The 18,162-nt window shown below is 68.4% G+C and carries 13 protein-coding genes; 3 read left to right on the top strand and 10 right to left on the bottom strand.

Annotation, left to right across the window (positions count from 1 at the left end; translation table 11 throughout):
* Nucleotides 1-53: 53 nt before the first annotated feature.
* The 4 genes from BLR02_RS03360 to gyrA are packed head-to-tail and all read right to left on the bottom strand — an operon-like array spanning nucleotide 54 to nucleotide 4,524.
* On the bottom strand, nucleotides 54-656 hold the full coding sequence (locus tag BLR02_RS03360; protein ID WP_090660430.1) for a peptidylprolyl isomerase: 603 nt from the start codon (nucleotides 654-656) through the stop codon (nucleotides 54-56).
* A gap of 27 nt (nucleotides 657-683) precedes the next feature.
* The gene (locus BLR02_RS03355) at nucleotides 684-1,229 is read right to left on the bottom strand and encodes a peptidylprolyl isomerase (RefSeq protein WP_090566948.1); all 546 of its coding nucleotides are present in this window, start codon (nucleotides 1,227-1,229) and stop codon (nucleotides 684-686) included.
* 45 nt (nucleotides 1,230-1,274) lie between these two features.
* Complete coding sequence (coaD, locus tag BLR02_RS03350; protein ID WP_090566951.1) at nucleotides 1,275-1,787, bottom strand: pantetheine-phosphate adenylyltransferase; 513 nt, start codon at nucleotides 1,785-1,787, stop codon at nucleotides 1,275-1,277.
* Nucleotides 1,780-4,524 (bottom strand): DNA gyrase subunit A, encoded by a 2,745-nt coding sequence (gene gyrA, locus BLR02_RS03345; RefSeq protein ID WP_090567083.1) that lies wholly within the window; start codon nucleotides 4,522-4,524, stop codon nucleotides 1,780-1,782. Before gyrA ends, coaD begins: the two co-directional genes overlap by 8 nt.
* 261 nt (nucleotides 4,525-4,785) lie before the next feature.
* Here gyrA and BLR02_RS03340 point away from each other — a divergent pair, with 261 nt between their 5' ends.
* On the top strand, nucleotides 4,786-6,984 hold the full coding sequence (locus BLR02_RS03340) for a N,N-dimethylformamidase beta subunit family domain-containing protein (RefSeq protein ID WP_090660427.1): 2,199 nt from the start codon (nucleotides 4,786-4,788) through the stop codon (nucleotides 6,982-6,984).
* A gap of 30 nt (nucleotides 6,985-7,014) precedes the next feature.
* On the opposite strand, the gene ssb is transcribed toward BLR02_RS03340, so the two are convergent.
* Complete coding sequence (gene ssb, locus BLR02_RS03335) at nucleotides 7,015-7,542, bottom strand: single-stranded DNA-binding protein (RefSeq protein ID WP_090566957.1); 528 nt, start codon at nucleotides 7,540-7,542, stop codon at nucleotides 7,015-7,017.
* A 135-nt stretch (nucleotides 7,543-7,677) separates the two neighbouring features.
* On the opposite strand from ssb, the gene uvrA reads away from it, so the two are divergent.
* Nucleotides 7,678-10,560 (top strand): excinuclease ABC subunit UvrA, encoded by a 2,883-nt coding sequence (uvrA, locus tag BLR02_RS03330; protein WP_176849355.1) that lies wholly within the window; start codon nucleotides 7,678-7,680, stop codon nucleotides 10,558-10,560.
* On the opposite strand, the gene BLR02_RS03325 is transcribed toward uvrA, so the two are convergent.
* From BLR02_RS03325 to BLR02_RS30280, 5 genes are read right to left on the bottom strand one after another with little or no spacing between them, the layout of a single operon-like run.
* A complete protein-coding gene (locus BLR02_RS03325) occupies nucleotides 10,557-11,162 on the bottom strand; it encodes a thiamine pyrophosphate-dependent enzyme (RefSeq protein WP_090660424.1) in 606 nt (201 codons plus the stop codon). The two genes, uvrA and BLR02_RS03325, sit on opposite strands and share 4 nt — an antisense overlap.
* Nucleotides 11,159-11,689, bottom strand: a complete 531-nt coding sequence (locus tag BLR02_RS03320) for a thiamine pyrophosphate-binding protein (protein ID WP_090566963.1) — start codon at nucleotides 11,687-11,689, stop codon at nucleotides 11,159-11,161. Before BLR02_RS03320 ends, BLR02_RS03325 begins: the two co-directional genes overlap by 4 nt.
* A 4-nt stretch (nucleotides 11,690-11,693) precedes the next feature.
* Nucleotides 11,694-12,155 carry a VOC family protein gene (locus tag BLR02_RS03315; protein WP_143018030.1) on the bottom strand — a complete coding sequence of 154 codons (462 nt, stop codon included), beginning with the start codon at nucleotides 12,153-12,155 and terminating at the stop codon, nucleotides 11,694-11,696.
* A gap of 15 nt (nucleotides 12,156-12,170) precedes the next feature.
* A complete protein-coding gene (mfd, locus tag BLR02_RS03310) occupies nucleotides 12,171-15,671 on the bottom strand; it encodes a transcription-repair coupling factor (protein ID WP_090660421.1) in 3,501 nt (1,166 codons plus the stop codon).
* Nucleotides 15,668-16,207, bottom strand: coding sequence for an FAD assembly factor SdhE (locus BLR02_RS30280; protein ID WP_245704590.1), 540 nt, complete (start codon nucleotides 16,205-16,207; stop codon nucleotides 15,668-15,670). The genes mfd and BLR02_RS30280 overlap by 4 nt, the downstream gene beginning before the upstream one ends.
* Between BLR02_RS30280 and recG the strand changes: the two genes are divergently transcribed.
* Nucleotides 16,118-18,157, top strand: a complete 2,040-nt coding sequence (gene recG / locus BLR02_RS03300) for an ATP-dependent DNA helicase RecG (protein ID WP_245704589.1) — start codon at nucleotides 16,118-16,120, stop codon at nucleotides 18,155-18,157. The two genes, BLR02_RS30280 and recG, sit on opposite strands and share 90 nt — an antisense overlap.
* Nucleotides 18,158-18,162 lie beyond the last annotated feature (5 nt).

Genomic DNA, 18,162 nt, shown 5'->3' with positions numbered 1-18,162 from the left:
CGCATGGACAGGCGGGCGCCCCCAAAAGCCCGGGGGCGTCCATCTGTCAAGTCTCAGGTCGCCGGAGCGTCCGCAGCGATGGTCGCCTTGACCAGCTTGTCGGGGCCCTGGACCATCCCATTGCCACCACCGCCGCGCTTGATCTTGTCGACCACCTCCATGCCGGAGACGACGCGGCCCCAGATGGTGTACTGGCCATCGAGGCTCGGCGCCGGTCCGAACATGATGAAGAACTGGCTGTTCGCGCTGTCGGGGTTCTGCGTGCGCGCCATGCCGCAGGTGCCGCGGACGAAGCGGGCCTTGGCCGGCGGCGAGAACTCGGCGGGAAGATCGGCATGGCCAGCATCGCGGGCGCCGCCCGTGCCGGTGCCGGTCGGGTCGCCGCCCTGGGCCATGAAGCCCTCAATCACGCGATGGAAGGGCGTACCATCGTAGAAGCCGGCGCGCACCAGGGTCTTGATCCGCTCGACATGCTGCGGCGCCAGGTCCGGCCGCAGCTCGATGGTGACCTTGCCGTCCTTCAGCTCCAGGATCAGGGTATTGTCCAGCGCCGGGTCAGGCGTGGCGGCGGCGGGGGCGGCGGCGGGGGCAGCGGCGGGCTCGCCGATCGGGGGCTCGCCGGGAATTTCGGCCGGGCTGCCAGCTTCGTCACTCATGGCGGTACTCCTCTGTTATTTCGGGTGTCAGGCGGTGACGATGCGTGCGCGGATGATCTTGTCCGGCCCGCTGACGGTGCCGCTGCCGGGGGCGCCGCGCTTGACCTTGTCCACGGCGTCCATGCCGGCGATGACCTTGCCCCAGATGGTGTACTGGCCATCCAGGCTCGGCGCCGGTGCGAACATGATGAAGAACTGGCTGTTCGCGCTGTTCGGGTTCTGGCTGCGCGCCATGCCGCAGGTGCCGCGCAGGAAGCGGTACTTGTTGGTGAACTCGGCCGGAAGATCGGGCAGGTCCCGTGCGCCGCCCGTGCCGGTGCCGGTCGGGTCGCCGCCCTGGGCCATGAAGCCTTCGATCACCCGATGGAAAGGGGTGCCGTCATAGAAGCCGCGCCGGACCAGCAGCTTGATCCGCTCGACATGCTTCGGCGCCACATCGGGCAGGAATTGGATGGTGACCGTGCCGTCCTTCAGCTCGAGCTGCAGGCGCTCCTCCGCCTGGGCCGAAGCCGTGGTGGCGAGGCTGCTGGTCGTGGCCAGGGCGGCAAGCCCGGCCAGGTCGCGTCGGCGCATTCGTCTCTCCTATGAAGGCCGGACCGGTATGGAGACCGGGCCGGCTCAGCCCGCCCGGGGCTCGCGCACCCGGGCCAGGGTCCGCTCCAGTGTCAGTTTCGGCACGAAGCTGCTGATGTCACCCCCGAGCCGCGCAATCTCCTTCACCAAACGCGAGGCGATGAATTGGTTCGTCTCGCTGGCCAGAAGGAAGACCGTCTCGATGCTGTCATCCAGCCGGCGATTCATACCCGCCATCTGGTATTCGTAATCGAAATCCGTGACCGAGCGGAGGCCGCGCAGGATCACCCCGGCGCCGACCTGGCGGGCGAAGTCGACGACCAGCCCCTCGAAGGGCAGCACCTCGACCCGGGTGCCGCTGCGCCCGGCGATCGGGGCAGCCTCGGCCCGCACCAGCTCCACCCGCTCCTCGAGTGGGAAGAGCGGGCCCTTGCCGGTGTTGATGGCGACACCGATCACCAGCCGGTCGAGCAGCCCTGCCGCCCGGCCGATGACATCGAGATGCCCGTTCGTCACGGGATCGAAGGTACCGGCGTAGAGCCCGACGCGCTCAGGCATCGGAGGGCGTGCCCGAATCGACCACCGGCTCGGTCGCCGCCAGCGCGCCGGTCTGGGCAGCGCCGGAATCGGGCCCGGCCTCGCCCTGATCGTCCACCACCGGGAAGCAACTCGTCACGCGTTCCCCCTCATTCAGCCGCAGCATCATCACGCCGAGGCCGCGGCGCCGCGTCAAGCGCACCTGATCGGCGGGAAGACGGATGAGCCGGCCGGTATCGGTCACCAGCATGACGTCATCGCCGGGCCGCACCGGGAAGGTGGCTACCACCTCCCGCCCCGTGCGCCGGCTGAAGACCATGTTCTCGAGCCCCTGCCCGCCCCGGCCAGTGATCCGGTAGTCATAGGCGAGGCTGCGCTTGCCGAAACCGCCATCGGTGATGGTGAGGATGATCTCCTCCTGGTCCTCCAGTTCGCGTGCCCGCTCCGGCGTGAGGGTGATCTCGGCCACGGCCTCCTCCTCGCCCTCCTCGGCGGCCGGCGCTGCCTCCACCTCCTCACCGACATTGCCGATGGCGCGGCGGCGCTGGGCGGCATTGCGGATGGCTGCCTCGCGCTCGGCAGGCGTCGCCTCGACATGGCGCAGCACCGAGAGCGCGATCACCTCATCCCCCTTGGCGAGGCGGATGCCGCGCACGCCGCTGCTGTCGCGGCTGGCGAAGACGCGGAGCACATCGTCGGTGGCCTGGAAGCGGATGGCGCGGCCCTTGCGCGTGGCGAGCAGCACGTCGTCGCCCTCGCGGCAGGTCTGCACGCCGATCAGGTTGTCGCCATCCTCGAGCTTCATGGCGATGAGGCCGGCGGCGCGGACATTGCGGAAGTCGGACAAGCGGTTGCGCCGCACGCCACCCGAAGCGGTGGCGAAGACGAGGTGCAGCCCGTCCCACAGGCTCTCATCCTGCGGCAGCGGCAGCACGGCGGTGATCTGCTCATTCTCCTGCAGCTGCAGCACCTGGCGGAGGCTGCGGCCCTTGCCGGTGGCGCCACCCTCGGGGAGCTGCCAGATCTTCTCGCGGAATGCGATGCCGCGGCTGGTGAAGAACATCACCCATTGGTGGGTGTGCGCAATGAAGCTGCGCACCACGACGTCGTCCTGCCGCGTGCCGGCCGCGCTGCGCCCGCGCCCGCCGCGATTCTGCGCGCGGAAGACATCGAGCGGCGTGCGCTTCACATAGCCGTCCCGCGTCAGGGTGACGACCATGTTGCCCGGCTCGATCAGGCTCTCATCGTCCAGATCGGCGACGAAATCGACGATCTGGGTCATGCGCGGCGAGGCGATCTGGGCGCGCACCGCGCGCAGCTCCTCCGCCATGACCTCCATCCGGCGCGGATGGCTGCCGAGGATCTCGAGCAACTCACGGATGCGGCCACCGACCTCCTCCAGCTCGGCTGCGATCTTCTCGCGCTCAAGGCCGGTGAGGCGGTTCAGGGTCAGGGCCAGGATGCCACGGGCCTGCGCCTCGGTCAGGCGCACCGTGCCCTCGGGCGTCACGATATTGCCGGCATCCTCGATCAGCGCCAGCAGCACGCCGACATCGCCCGCCGGCCAGTCCCGTGCCATCAGGGCGAGGCGAGCCTCGGTCCCGTCACGGCTGGCACGGATCAGGCGGATGACCTCGTCGATATTGGCGACCGCGATGGCGAGGCCGATCAGCAGATGCCCTCTCTCGCGTGCCTTCGCCAGGCGGAAGCGGGAGCGGCGAAGGATCACCTCCTCGCGGAAGGCGATGAAAGCCTTCAGCGCCGTGATCAGCCCCATCTGCTCCGGCCGGCCATTGTTCAGGGCCAGGAAATTGACGGGAAAGGAAGTCTGCAGCTGCGTCATGCGGTAGAGCTGGTTCAGCACCACCTCCGCCGTCGCATCCCGCTTCAGCTCGATGACGATGCGCATCCCGTCGCGGTCGCTCTCGTCCCGCATGTCGGAGATGCCCTCGATCTGCTTGCCGCGCACCAGCTCGGCGATGCGCTCCTGCAGGGTCGATTTGTTGACCTGATAGGGGATCTCGCTGACGACGATCGCCTGGCGGCTGCCGCGCATCTCCTCGATCTCGCAGCGTGCGCGCAACGGGATGGAGCCCCGCCCGGTCTCGAAGGCGGCGCGGATGCCGGAGCGGCCAAGGATCAGCGCGCCGGTCGGGAAGTCCGGACCGGGCATGATCTCCATCAGTCGGGAGAGCGGCGTCTCGGGATCCTGGATCAGCTCGAGCGTCGCGTCGATCACCTCGCCTGGGTTGTGAGGCGGGATGTTGGTCGCCATGCCGACCGCGATGCCATTGGCACCGTTGACGAGGAGATTCGGGAAGGCCGCCGGCAGGGCCCGCGGCTCACTCTCCGATTCGTCGTAATTCGGCTGGAAGTCGACGGTGTCTTCGTCGATCCCCTCCAGCAGGGCGGTCGCGGCCTTGGCGAGGCGCACCTCGGTGTAGCGCATCTGCGCCGGCGGATCGCCGTCAACCGAGCCGAAATTGCCCTGGCCGTCGATCAGCGGCACCCGCATGGAGAAGGACTGCGCCATGCGCACCATGGCATCGTAGATGCTGGCATCGCCATGGGGGTGGTACTTACCCATGACGTCGCCGACCACGCGGGCCGATTTGCGGTGCGGCTTGTCGGAGGTATAGCCGCTTTCCTGCATCGCATAGAGAATGCGGCGATGCACCGGCTTCAGCCCATCCCGGGCATCGGGCAGCGCACGGGCCACGATCACGCTCATGGCGTAATCGAGGTAGGAGCGGCGCATCTCCTCCTCGAGCGCTACCGGGGCAGTGTCGCCCGGCCCTCCAGCTGCGCCGTTCTCGGTTTCGCTCACGCGTCTCGGTTTCCTTGGGGCTCGGCCGGCCCTGCCGGAATGGCAATGACCGGGCGCCCGGCGGGCCTCGGCCCGCGGGTTCCATGACCCTTATATAGGCATTCAAGGCCACTTCGCCAAATCGCCCGGTGTGATTGACACCCCCGGAGGGGAGCGAAACACTTCCGTCTTCATTGCGCTGGAGGCTGCCTCATGCTCCCCATCACCGGCTATGCCGACCGCTGGAGCGTGAAGCCGGGCGAAACCATCCATTTCATGGTCAGTGTTCAGGGTGGGGCGGATTACACCGCCCGTATCGCCCGCATCCACTGTGGGGATCCGAATCCTGCTGGCCCCGGGTATCGCGAGATGCTGATGCCCTCCACCATCGAGGGCACCCATGCGGGGATGGACCAACCCATCCGCCGCGGCAGCTATGTCGACATCCCCGCGGTCGATCTCGGCCACGGCGGGCGGAAGGTCGGCCTTGCGGCGACGGTCTGGCCGACCCTGCCGGAGAAGCCGGGGGTGGTGCTGGCCTGGCAGGGTGGCGGTGTCCGGTTGGCACTCGGCCTCGGACCGGAGGGTGCCTTCTGCGAGGTCGATGGGACAAGGGTTTCAACCGGCCTGCCACTGACCGGCCGGGCCTGGCACGACATCGCCATGGTGCTCGACCCGGAGAGCCGCACCGTCACCCTCTGCCAGCAGCCTCGCAAGCCTCGGCTGGACCGGAGCGAGGCAGCCACGGCGACTGGCACCTTCCCTGCCCTGCCCATGGGCCTCGGCAGCGCCGCCATCGGGACGGACCTGCCGGCAGGACGGCATTTCAACGGCAAGATCGAGCGCCCGCGCCTCTCTGCCGGGCTGGATGCCGCCGCCCTGCTCGCGGCACAGGCGGCGGGTGCGGCCTTGCCCGAAAGTGGCTTGCTGGCCGAATGGGATTTTGCCATCGGCATCACCGGCGACCATGTCGCCGATATCGGCCCCGGCCGCTGGCATGGGCGTTGCATCAATCTGCCGACCCGCGCCATGACCGGCAGCCGCTGGACGGCCGCCGTACAGCGCTGGACCGAGGCGCCGGAACAATGGGCCGCCATCCATTTCCACGAGGACGATATGGGGGATGCCGGCTGGCAACCCTCGCTCAGCCTCACCATCCCGGCGGACTGGCAGAGCGGCGTCTATGCCCTGCATCTGGAAGGCGCCGGCTGGCGGGACAACATCCCGTTCTACATCCGTGCCGCGCAGCCCGGGCTTCGTGCCAAGGTCGCCTTCCTGGCTCCGACCTTCACCTACACGATCTATGGCAATTTCGCCCGCCCCGGCCGCCAGGCCCAGTTGCGGGACCGCGCCATCACCTGGGGCGCCCTGCAGCAATCGCCGGACGGGCACCCGGAATACGGCCTCTCGACCTATAACTGGCATACGGATGGCAGCGGCGTCGCCTATGCCTCCATGCGGCGGCCAATGATCGACAAACGGGTCAACCACATCCAGACCATGGACCCCTCGCCCGGCGGGTCCGGCACCTACTGGATCACGGCCGACAGCTACATCATCGATATGCTGGACCGCGAAGGGATCGACTACGAGGTCGTCACCGACCACGATCTGCATGCGGAGGGTGCCGCGGCGCTTGCCCCCTACAGCGTGGTGCTGACCGGACAGCACCCGGAATACCATTCAGAGCAAACACTCGACGGCGTCGCGCACTACATCGCCGGCGGCGGCCGCTTCCTCTATCTCGGCGGCAACGGCTTCTACTGGAAGGTGATGCCGCATGCTGACGGGCCATGGGCGCTCGAGATCCGGCGCGCCGAGGGCGGCATCCGCCTCTGGGCAGCCGAGCCGGGCGAATCCTACCATGCCTTCGACGGCAGCTATGGCGGGCTCTGGCGCCGCCTCGGCCGGCCGCCGCAAAGCATCGTCGGCATCGGCTTCAGCACCCAGGGCGACTATACCGGCCACCCCTACCATTTCGCCCCTGGCATCCTTGATCCGCGCGTTGCCTTCCTGCGCGAGGGCATCGACGCCAGGCCCGGCCAGGAATTCGGCGAGCGCGGCCTCATGGGCGGCGGTGCCGCGGGGCATGAGCTGGATCGGGCGGATGTACGGCTCGGCACCCCGCACCATGCCCTGATCGTGGCGACGGCGATCGTAACCGAGCCGAGCTACGCCCTGGTGAACGAGGAGCGTTACGACCATACGATCTGGCCACGCCAGCATGACGAGGTGATGCGCTCCGACATCACCTTCTTCGAGGCACCAAAAGGCGGTGCGGTACTGTCCTTCGGCTCGATGAATTACATCGGCGCCCTGCCGATAAACGACTACACCACACCCGCGGCGCGGCTGGTGCTCAATGCCGTCCGCCGCTTCATGGACCCCGCGCCCTTCCCGGGCTTCGGCTAGGCTGGAACGCCCCGGTTCAGAGAAGCCGGCTCAGAACGGGATGTCGTCATCCAGATCGCTGGCGCCGCCCTTCGGCTTGTCCCAGCCACCACCACCGCCGCCGCCCCGGCTTGCCGGAGCCCGGTCGCCACCCGAGCGCTCATAGCCACCGGAGGACCGGCCGCCAGCAGAGCCGCCACCGCCCTCGCCCATCTCGCCACCGCCGCCGCGGCCATCGAGCAGGGTGAGCTCACCCCGGAAACGGCTCAGCACCACCTCTGTGACCTCACGCTCGTTGCCGTCCTTGTCGGTGTATTTCCGGCTTTCGAGCTGGCCCTCGAGATAGACCTTGCTGCCCTTCTTCAGGAATTTCTCGGCGATCTCGCCGAGCTTCTGGTTGAAGATGGCGATCCGGTGCCACTGGGTCCGCTCCTTCCGCTCGCCCGAGGCGCGGTCGGCCCAGGACTCGCTGGTGGCGATGGAAAAACTCACCACCCGGTCGCCGGACTGCATGTTGCGGACCTCGGGGTCACGCCCCAGATTGCCCACCAGAATTACCTTGTTGACGCTGCCGGCCATGCCGTCCGAACCCTTGGAAACTGGAAGGGGAGGACCATGCCTGCCGAAGGCCCTTCCCGCCAGTCCCATATAATGGCATCACTACCAGAACACAAGGCGAACGTGGGCGCCGCGCCCCGTGGAGCAGGACCCCGCATGCCCACCCCTTCCCCGATCACCGGCGCCGGCTTCCTTCGCATCCGCGGCGCGCGCACGCACAATCTCAAAAATCTGGACCTCGACATCCCGCGGGGCACGCTGACGGTGATCACCGGGCTCTCCGGTTCCGGCAAATCATCGCTTGCCTTCGATACGATCTATGCCGAGGGGCAGCGCCGGTATGTGGAGTCGCTCTCGGCTTATGCCCGGCAGTTCCTCCAGCTCATGCAGAAGCCGGATGTGGACAGCATCGAGGGGCTGAGTCCGGCGATCTCGATCGAGCAGAAGACGACGAGCCATAATCCGCGCTCGACCGTCGGCACCGTCACCGAAATCCACGACTACATGCGCCTGCTCTGGGCCCGCGTCGGCGTGCCCTACTCGCCCGCCACCGGCCTGCCGATCGAGGCGCAGACCGTCTCCCAGATGGTCGACCGCGTCATGGCGATGCCGGAGGGCACGCGGCTGCTGCTGCTCGCCCCCGCCGTGCGCGGCAAGAAGGGCGAGTACAAGAAGGAGTTGGCCGAGTTCCAGCGCCGCGGCTTCGAGCGGGTGAAGGTCAATGGCACGCTGTACCAGATCGCCGAAGTGCCCGCGCTCAGCAAGAAGCTGAAGCACGACATCGAGGTGGTGGTCGACCGCATCGTGGTCCGCGAGGGCATCGCGCCGCGCCTGGCCGACAGCTTCGAGACCGCCCTCGCCCTCGCCGACGGCATCGCCTATGCCGAGAATGCCGACAGCGCCGAGCGCACCGTCTTCAGCGCCAAATTCGCCTGCCCCGAAAGCGGCTTCACCATCGAGGAGATCGAGCCCCGCCTCTTCTCCTTCAACAGCCCGCAGGGTGCCTGCCCGACCTGTGACGGGCTCGGTACCCAGACTTTCTTCGACCCGATGCTGGTGGTGCCGGACGACCTCCGCACGCTTGCGGAAGGCGCCGTCGCTCCTTGGTCCGGCGCGCAGTCGCCCTATTACGACCAGACGCTGGAAAGCCTCGCCCGGCACTACAAGGTCTCGACCGCGGCGCCCTGGTGCGACCTTCCGGTCAAGGTACGCAACGCCATCCTCCATGGCAGCGGCGAGGAGGTTGTCACGCTCCGCTACAAGGATGGTCTCCGCAGCTACGACGTGAAGAAGCCTTTTGAGGGCGTGCTGCCCAATCTCGAGCGCCGCTACCGCGAGACGGACAACCCTTGGGTGCGCGAGGATCTTTCCCGCTACCAAGCCGCCAAGCCCTGCCCTGCCTGCGACGGCTACCGGCTGAAGCCGGAGGCGCTCTCGGTGAAGGTCGCGGGCCGCCATATCGGCGAGGCGGCACGCCTGTCCATTCGCGACTGCGAGCAGTGGTTCGGCACGGTCTTCGACACGCTGACGCCACAGCGCCAGGAGATCGCCCGCCGCATCCTGAAGGAGATCGCCGAGCGCCTGAAATTCCTCGTCGATGTCGGGCTCGACTATCTCTCCCTTGGCCGGTCTTCAGCGACGCTCTCGGGTGGCGAGAGCCAGCGCATCCGCCTGGCCTCGCAGATCGGCAGCGGGCTGACAGGCGTACTCTATGTGCTGGATGAGCCAAGCATCGGCCTCCACCAGCGTGACAACGAGCGCCTGCTCACCACCCTTCGCCGCCTGCGCGATATCGGCAATACCGTCCTCGTCGTCGAGCATGACGAGGATGCCATCCGCGCCGCCGACCATCTGGTCGATATCGGCCCCGCCGCCGGCGCCGGCGGCGGCCGGGTCATCGCCCAGGGCACGCCCGCCGAGGTTACTGCCAACCCCGCCAGCCTCACCGGCGACTACCTGGCCGGCCGGCGCCGCATTGCGGTGCCGGAGACGCGGCGGAAGATCGACCGCAAGCGGGCGGTGAAGGTCATCGGTGCCAGTGGCAACAACCTGAAGAATGTCACCGCGGAATTCCCACTCGGTACCTTCACCTGCATCACCGGCGTCTCGGGCGGCGGCAAGTCCACCCTGGTGATCGAGACGCTCTACAAGGCCGCCGCCCGTCGGCTGATGGGCGCGGGCACCGTGCCCGGCCCGCATGAGAAGATCGAGGGCCTCGACCAGCTCGACAAGATCATCGACATCGACCAGTCGCCGATTGGCCGCACGCCGCGCTCCAACCCGGCGACCTATACCGGCCTCTTCGCCCCGATCCGCGACTGGTTCTCGGAGCTGCCGGAGAGCCGCGCCCGCGGCTACAAGCCCGGCCGCTTCAGCTTCAACGTCAAGGGCGGCCGCTGCGAGGCCTGCCAGGGCGACGGTCTCGTCAAGATCGAGATGCACTTCCTGCCGGATGTCTACGTCACCTGCGATGCCTGCAAGGGCAAGCGCTACAACCGCGAGACGCTGGAGGTGAAGTTCCGCGGCAAGTCGATCGCCGATGTGCTGGAGATGACGGTGGAGGAAGGCTGCGAGTTCTTCTCCGCCGTCCCTGCCATTCACGAGAAGCTGAAGGTGCTGCGCGAGGTCGGGCTCGGCTACATCCATCTCGGCCAGCAGGCGACAACGCTTTCGGGCGGCGAGGCGCAGCGCATCAAGCTGTCGAAGGAGCTATCGCGCCGCGCCACCGGCCGCACCCTCTATATCCTCGACGAGCCCACCACGGGCCTGCATTTCGAGGATGTGCGGAAGCTGCTCGAGCTGCTGCATCAGCTGGTCGATGCCGGGAATACGGTGGTGGTGATCGAGCATAATCTGGAGGTCATCAAGACCGCGGATTGGCTCCTCGATCTCGGCCCGGAAGGGGGCGATGGCGGCGGCCGCATCGTCGCCGCCGGCACGCCGGAAGACGTCGCGGCAACCGAGGAGAGCCATACGGGGCGGTTCCTGGCGCCCTTGCTCGCCCAGGCGGCTCCGGTGAAGAAACGGAAGCGGGCCTAACCGGGCAGCTTGCTCCGCTTCGCTCCCATCCCCCGCATGAAGCGGTCGCGGATCTGCGGCGGGTCACGCTCCGTCTGCGAGACCGGTGGCTGGTCATCCAGCTTCACCGCGATGAAATGCGGGCCGTCGGCGGTCAGGCAATGGCCGATCTGCCGCTCGAAATCCGCTTCATCCGCCGCCCAGCCTGCCCCGGCCAGGCCGCAGCCGCGGGCGATGGCGGCATAGTCTGCCCGTGTCGCCGGCGTGCCTTGCCCGCCGGTGATCTGGTACATGCCGTTATCCATGAGCAGTATCGCCAGGTTCTTGGGCGCCAGCATGGCAACGGTGGCGAGGCAGCCGAGCTGCATGAGCAGCGAGCCATCACCTTCCACCGCGAAGACCTTCCGCCCAGGCTGCGCCAGCGCCACGCCGAGGGCGATGGGAACTGCCAGCCCCATGCTCCCGAGCATGTAGAAATTCTGCGGCCGATGGCCTGCGGACCAGAGATCGAAATTCGTGTTCCCGATCCCGCCGATGACGGCTTCCTCATGCTCCAGCCGCGCGACCAGCCGCTGCATCAGGTCGAAGCGGTACATCCGCTTCAGGTTATGGGCCGCGATCATGCCACCACCTGCCGTGTCACCGCCTTGCCACCGGTCAGCAAGGGCGAGAGGATCAGCGCCGCCGGCAGTTGCGTCAGATGCGCCTGGCGGATGGTGCGATCCATGATGAACTCGCACTCGTCCTGCCGGGTGATGACGTGATGCTCCATCGCCAGCGCCTCCAGCGTTGGCCGCATGGTGCGCCAGACGGCCGCCTGGCCCTGGTTGAATTCTCCCATCGTGCCCCGCTCGCTGACCATCAGCAGCACCGGGATCTGGAAGGCGCAGGGCAGGCTGGCCAGGACGTTGGCGAGGGTGGCGAAGCCGCTGGTCTGCATCAGCACCATGCCCTTGGTGCCCGCCATCCAGGCCCCGGCGACGATGCCGACGGCCTCCTCCTCCCGTGCCACGGTGAAGGCGTGGAAATAGGGGTCGGCATGCAGGGCCGCGATCAGCGGCTTCAGCACATTGTCCGGCACATAGGGGATCAGGCGCACCTCGTTCGCCTTCAGCACATCGAGGGCGATCTGGTGCCAGGCTCGCTCCATGGCGTCAGACCGTCTCGCCCGGCGGATAGTTCAGCTCCACCGCCACACCGTCCGGGTCGTGCAGGAAAAGCTGGGTTTGCCGGTCGCGCGGGATGATGCGCTCCTCATGGACGATGCCGTGGGACCGAAGCCGCGCCTTCATCTCGGCCAGGCCGGTGCAGGAGAAGGCGATGTGATCGAACAGCCCTGTCGGCCCCGGCTCCCGTGCCTGATGGGCGTCCTGGGCACGAGGACCGATCAGGTGGACGGTGGGCTGCCCGCCGCAATAAAGCCAATAGCCGTCGAAGCCGAGCGGCGGGCGGTCGCCGATCTCAAGGCCGAGGATATCCACGTAGAAATCCTTGGTCCGCTCCAGATCGGCGGGGCGGATGGTGTAGTGGTTCAGCCCGTTCAGCGGCATCGCACCCTCCTTGCCAGACGGTCGGTCGAGCAGCCCAATCTCGATGCCCGGCGCGACGACTGTCAAGGCAACGGTGTGGCCTCAGGCCGCCTTGGCCTGGGTCGCCACCTTGACCAGCGCGCCCAGCAGCTCCTTCGCCACGCGGATGCGCTGCGGCAGTTCCATCTCGCGCAGCAGGGCCAGCTTGTGGTCGGGCCGCAGCTTCACCAGCCCTTTCTGCGCCGTTACCCAGGCAATGAGGCCGCCCGGGTTGCGGAACTGGTTGCGGTGGAAGCTGAGCACCACGCCTTTCGGCCCGGCATCCAGCTTCTCCACCCCCGCCGCCCGGCAGAGCGACTTGATGGCGACGACCTGCAGCAGGTTCTCCACCTCCGCCGGCAGCGGGCCGAAGCGGTCCGCGAGTTCGGCCGCCATGGCCTCCACCTCCGCCTCGCCGGCAAGCGAGCCGATGCGGCGGTACAGCCCAAGGCGCACCGGCAGGTCCCGCACATAGTCCTCGGGGATCAGCACCGGCAGGCCGAGATTGATGTTCGGCGTGAATTCGCGGGCGTAGTCACCTTCGGACTTCTTTTTCCGCCCCTGTCCCGCCTTCAGGTCGGCGACCGCCTCCTCCAGCATCTGCTGGTACAGCTCGATCCCCACCTCGCGGATATGTCCGCTCTGCTCGTCGCCCAGCAGGTTGCCGGCACCCCGCAGGTCGAGGTCATGCGAGGCGAGGGTGAAGCCGGCGCCGAGATTGTCGAGCGTCTGCATCACCTCCAGCCGCTTCTGTGCCGCGGCCGAGAGCCGGTGCGAGGGCGGCCAGGTGAGATAGGCATAGCCGCGCTGCTTGCCGCGCCCGACCCGCCCGCGCAGCTGGTAGAGTTGGCCGAGGCCGAACATGTCGGCACGGTGGATGATGAGGGTGTTCACCGCCGGCATGTCGAGCCCGCTCTCGACGATATTGGTCGAGAGCAGGATGTCGTGCTTGCCGTCGCCGAACTCGGTCATCACCTGCTCGAGCCGCGTCGGCGCCATCTGGCCATGCGCCTCGGCGATGCGTGCCTCGGGCACGATCTCCCGCATCCGGTCGGCGACCTTCGCCATATCCTCGAGGCGGGGGACCACGCAGAAGATCTGCCCACCGCGGAAGCGCTCGCGCTGGATCGCCTCGCGCAGGACGACGCCGTCCCAGGGCATGATGAAGGTCCGCACCGCCAGCCGGTCGACCGGCGGCGTGGCGATCAGGCTCATCTCCCTGACGCCGGTCAGCGCCAGCTGCAGCGTACGCGGGATGGGCGTTGCCGTCAGCGTCAGCACATGGACATCGGTCTTGAGGTTCTTCAGGCGCTCCTTGTGGGCGACGCCGAAATGCTGTTCCTCATCGACGATGACGAGGCCAAGCTCGGCGAATTCGACACCCTTTGCCAGCAGCGCATGGGTGCCGACAACGATGTTGATGGTGCCATCCTTCAGCCCTTCCTTGACCCTGGCTGCCTCCTTCGGCGTCACCATGCGGGAGAGCTGCGCGACATTGACCGGCAGGCCGGCGAAGCGGGCGGAGAAGCTGCGGTAGTGTTGCCGCGCCAGCAGCGTGGTCGGCACGACGACCGCCACCTGCACGCCGGACATGGCGACGACGAAGGCCGCCCGCAGCGCGACCTCCGTCTTGCCGAAGCCGACATCGCCGCAGATGAGCCGGTCCATGGGCCTGCCGCTTGCCAGGTCCTCCAGCACGTCGCCGATGGCGCGTTGCTGGTCCTCGGTCTCGGCAAAGGGGAAGCGGGCGCAGAATTCGTCGAAGGAGCCCTCGGGCGGCGTCGCCAACACGCCCTCCCGCATCTGCCGTTCGGCGGCGATGCGGATGAGTTGCCCGGCCATGTCCTGGATGCGCTGCTTGGCGCGGGCCTTGCGCGACTGCCAGGAGGAACCGCCGAGCTTGTCGAGCGCGACTCCTGCCGTCTCCGTGCCGAAGCGCGACAGCACCTCGATATTCTCGACCGGCACGAAGAGCTTGTCGCCGCCATCATAGATCAGGCGGAGGCAGTCATGCGGCGCGCCGTTCACCTCGATGGTCGAGAGCCCGTCATAGCGCCCGATACCGTGCTCCTGATGGACCACGAGGTCACCCTGCTCGATTCCTGTCGCGTCGGCAATGAACTGATCAGCCCGCTTCCGCCGCCGCGGCGGCCGGGCGATGCGCTCACCGAGCAGATCCTGCTCGCCGACCACCGAAAGGCCGAAGCCAAGCCCGGTCGCCCCGGCGGGGGCGAGGAAGCCTCGTTCCAGGCCAAGGACCGCGAGCCCCACGATGCCCTTCGGCAACTTGCCGAGCTCGGCCAGGCTTTCCACCGGCTCTGCGGCGACGTGGTTCTCCCGCAGGAGGTTGCCCAGGCGTTCGCGCGAGCCCCGGGTCCAGGCCGCAACCACTGGCCGCCGACCCTGCTTGACCATGGCCTCGGCATGCTCGGCATAGGCCGCGAAGACGTTCTGCCCGGCCGCCCGCGCCTCCGTGAACAGCCGTCCGGGCCGGCCACCGGCCTCGATCCCCTCCGCGCCATCCGCTTGGGCGAAGGGCGAGAAGCGGAAGAGAGAGCCCTCGGCCAGCATCTGCTCCCAGCCGCGCCGGTTCAGGTACAGCGTGCCGGGCGGCGCCGGGCGGTAGGGAACCTCTCCCTCATTGATCCTGACCGGAGCCCGTCTCGCCTCGTAATGGTCAGCGATCATCTCGAGGCGTGCGGTCAGCACATCCTCCGCCTGGTGGTCGAGGCTGACCGAGGCGTCCGGCAGATAGTGGAGCAGCGTCTCCATCTGCTCATGGAACAACCCAGCCCAATGCTCCATGCCGGGGTGCTTGCGGCCGGCGCTCACCGAGACATAAAGCGGGTCCTCGGCCGCCGCATTGCCAAAAAGGTCGCGCCAGGCGGCGCGGAAGCGGCTGATCGACTCCGCATCGAGGAACACCTCGCCGACCGGCCTGAGCCAAAGCTCCGTCAGCGCCTTGCCACTGCGCTGGGTGCCGGTATCGAAGCGGCGCAGGCTCTCGATCTCGTCACCGAACAGGTCAAGCCGGATGGGGTCCGGCTCGCCGGCGGGGAAGAGGTCGATGATGCCGCCGCGCACGGCGTACTCACCCGGCTCCATGACAGTGCCGGTGCGGCCATAGCCATTGGCCTCAAGGAAGGCGGTCAGCGCCTCCGGCTTCACCCGCCCACCCTTCCTCAACTGCAAGGTCGAGCCGGCGAAGGCCGCCCGCGGCGGCACCTTCTGGACCAGCGCATTGACCGTGGTGACGACGATGCGCGGCCGGTCGCCCGGCTCCAGCAGCCGCGTCAGGGTCGAGACCCGCTCGGCGACGATCTCCGGATTCGGCGAGACGCGGTCATAGGGCAGGCAGTCCCAGGCGGGAAAGCGCAGCACCTCGACCTCCGGCGCGAAGAAGGCCAGCGCCTCCACGAGCCGGGCAGTGCGGGCATCGTCGCGGCAGACATGAAGGATCGGGCTGGCGGACTCCACCCGGCGTCGCGCCAGCAGCAGCGCATCGAAGCCCTCGGGCGCGCCATGAACCGTCAGGCCGCGGGTCACCGTCTCCGCCTCGCTCATGGCCGGCGCAAGGCCTCGGGAAGCCCGGCGCCCTTGCCCGCACATTCGATGGCCATGCGGTCGAGCATCGGCGTGCGGCATTCGGCGGGGATGGGTCGGCGGCCGCTCAGCCAATCCGCCAGATCGACATCCGGGTATTCCAGCACCGCTTCCAGCTCATCCAGCTCGGCCTCCGTGAAGCCGGCGACGAGGCGTTCCACGAAGGCGCCGATCATCAGGTCGGCCTCCTTGGTTCCACGATGGCGGGCGCGGAAGAGCAGGCGCCTGCGGCGAGGGTCAAGTTCGGTTGGTTCGGTGGCGGAGGGATCGCTGGGCATGTCGCTGTCTGGCCTGGGGGCTGGCATATAGAGGCGCATGGGAATCCTGTCAGCCCGACGCGGCAGCCGCATCGGCGGTTCCACGCGATGAATCCGGAACAGACCGATCTTACCCCCCTGTTCTCGCCCTTGGGCAGCCTGCCGGGGGTAGGGCCGCAAATCGCCAAACGCATGGCGGAGGCGGTCGGTGGCACGCGTGTCCTCGACCTTCTTTTTCATTTGCCGGAGCGCTACGCCACCCGCGTCCGGGTGGTCAGCCCCGCCGAGGCCCCGCCGGAGGCTGAGGTGATCCTCCCTGCCCTCGTCGTCTCCCACCGGGCTGCCCGGTCCCGCACCGGACGGTCCTATGTGGAAATCCGGGCGGAAGCGGGCGGGCGGCCCCTCCTGGTCCGCTTCATCAATGGCCGTCTCGAATGGCTGCGCCAGTTGCTGCCGCCGGGGATGGAACGTCTGTTCGCCGGCAAGGTGAAGGCGGAGGCCGGCGCCTATTCGATGATCAACCCCCTCACCGCCACCGGGCCGGAGGGGTTGCCCGAGCTGGAGCCGGTCTGGCCCCTGGTCCAGGGCCTTCGAACCGCCCAGCTGGCCAAGGCCATGGCGCCGGCACTCGGCCGGATTCCGGCGCTGCCCGAATGGCATGACCCGGCCCTGCTCCGCCGCGAGGGCTGGCTTGGCTTCGAGCCGGCGCTGCGGGCCGTCCAGGCGCCTGCCACCGCGCCACCGCCGATCCACCGTACCCGCCTTGCCTATGACGAGGCATTGGCTGGTCAGGTCGCCCTCGCCCTGGTCCGACGTCGGGTCCGCCAGCGGCCCGGCCGGGCGCTGGAAGGTGACGGCCATCTGCGGGCCCAGGCCCTGGCCGCCTTCGGCCACCCCCTCACCCCCTCCCAGGCCCATGCGCTGCGGGAGATCGATGCCGACCTTGCCGCGCCGCACCGGATGCTGCGGCTGCTCCAGGGGGATGTCGGGGCCGGCAAGACGCTGGTCGCCGCACTCGCCATGCTCCGGGCGGTCGAGGCCGGCACCCAGGCTGCGCTGATGGCCCCGACCGAGCTCCTCGCCCGCCAGCATGCCCGCACCCTCGGCCGCCTCTGCACCCCGGCCGGCGTCCGGGTCGAATTGCTGGCCGGCAGCGTGAAAGGCGCTCAGCGCAAACGGGTGCTGGGGGGCCTCGCCAGCGGCGCCGTGCAGATCGCCATCGGCACCCATGCCCTGTTCCAGGAAGGCGTCACCTTCCGCGACCTCGGCCTCGCCGTGGTCGACGAGCAGCACCGCTTCGGCGTCGCCCAGCGCCTGTTGCTGGCCGAGAAAGGCGGCGAGGCGGATATGCTGGTGATGACGGCGACGCCCATCCCTCGCACCCTGCTGCTCACCCAATGGGGCGAGATGGCCGTCTCCCGCCTGTCCGGCAAACCGGCCGGGCGGCAAGCCATCACCACCACCCTGCACGGGCTGAAAAGCCTGCCCGACATCGTCGCCGGCATCGGCCGGGCGATGGAGCGCGGCGCCCGGGTCTACTGGGTCGTCCCCCATGTTGCCGAATCCGAGCTGGTGGACATGGCTGCGGCCGAGACACGCTTCGCCGAATTGTCCGAACGCTTTCCCGGGCAGGTCGGGCTCGCCCATGGCCGCCTCGACCCGGATATCCGGGAACAGGCGATCCGCGATTTCGCCGCCGGCCGGACGAGGCTGCTGGTGGCGACCACCGTCATCGAGGTCGGGGTCGACGTGCCCGAGGCGACCGTGATGGTCGTGGAGCATGCCGACCACTTCGGCCTCGCCCAGCTCCATCAGCTCCGCGGCCGGGTCGGTCGGGGCTCGGAGGCCAGCTACTGCATGTTGCTCTATGACGAGGCCCTTGGTCTCGCCTCCCGCGAGCGCCTCCTGATCCTGCGTGACACGGAGGATGGCTTCGCCATCGCCGATGCCGATTTCCGCCTGCGCGGCGGTGGCGAGGCGCTCGGCACCAGGCAATCCGGTGCGCCGGTCTTCCGCCTCGGCCTGCCGGAGGCGGATGCCCAGGACGGCCTCGTCACCATGGCCAACCGCGACGCCGCGCTGCTGCTGGAGCGGGACCCAGGCCTCACCGGCCCCCGGGGCCAGGCGGTGCAGGTGCTGCTTCGGCTCTTCGGCAAGGAGTCCGCGATGGAGACCTTGCGGGCGGGTTAGGCCGC

The sequence above is a fragment of the Belnapia rosea genome (assembly GCF_900101615.1).
Taxonomy (GTDB): Bacteria; Pseudomonadota; Alphaproteobacteria; order Acetobacterales; family Acetobacteraceae; genus Belnapia; species Belnapia rosea.
Note: the sequence above shows the minus strand (reverse complement) of the source record. Positions and strands in the feature narration are given on the sequence as shown.

Excerpts from the sequence above, each read along its gene's own strand:
- BLR02_RS03360 (WP_090660430.1), bottom strand. The coding sequence starts at position 656 with ATGAGTGACGAAGCTGGCAGCCCGGCCGAAATTCCCGGCGAGCCCCCG.
- BLR02_RS03355 (WP_090566948.1), bottom strand. The coding sequence starts at position 1,229 with ATGCGCCGACGCGACCTGGCCGGGCTTGCCGCCCTGGCCACGACCAGC.
- coaD (WP_090566951.1), bottom strand. The coding sequence starts at position 1,787 with ATGCCTGAGCGCGTCGGGCTCTACGCCGGTACCTTCGATCCCGTGACG.
- gyrA (WP_090567083.1), bottom strand. The coding sequence starts at position 4,524 with ATGCGCCGCTCCTACCTCGATTACGCCATGAGCGTGATCGTGGCCCGT.
- BLR02_RS03340 (WP_090660427.1), top strand. The coding sequence starts at position 4,786 with ATGCTCCCCATCACCGGCTATGCCGACCGCTGGAGCGTGAAGCCGGGC.
- ssb (WP_090566957.1), bottom strand. The coding sequence starts at position 7,542 with ATGGCCGGCAGCGTCAACAAGGTAATTCTGGTGGGCAATCTGGGGCGT.
- uvrA (WP_176849355.1), top strand. The coding sequence starts at position 7,678 with ATGCCCACCCCTTCCCCGATCACCGGCGCCGGCTTCCTTCGCATCCGC.
- BLR02_RS03325 (WP_090660424.1), bottom strand. The coding sequence starts at position 11,162 with ATGATCGCGGCCCATAACCTGAAGCGGATGTACCGCTTCGACCTGATG.
- BLR02_RS03320 (WP_090566963.1), bottom strand. The coding sequence starts at position 11,689 with ATGGAGCGAGCCTGGCACCAGATCGCCCTCGATGTGCTGAAGGCGAAC.
- mfd (WP_090660421.1), bottom strand. The coding sequence starts at position 15,671 with ATGAGCGAGGCGGAGACGGTGACCCGCGGCCTGACGGTTCATGGCGCG.
- BLR02_RS30280 (WP_245704590.1), bottom strand. The coding sequence starts at position 16,207 with ATGAAAAAGAAGGTCGAGGACACGCGTGCCACCGACCGCCTCCGCCAT.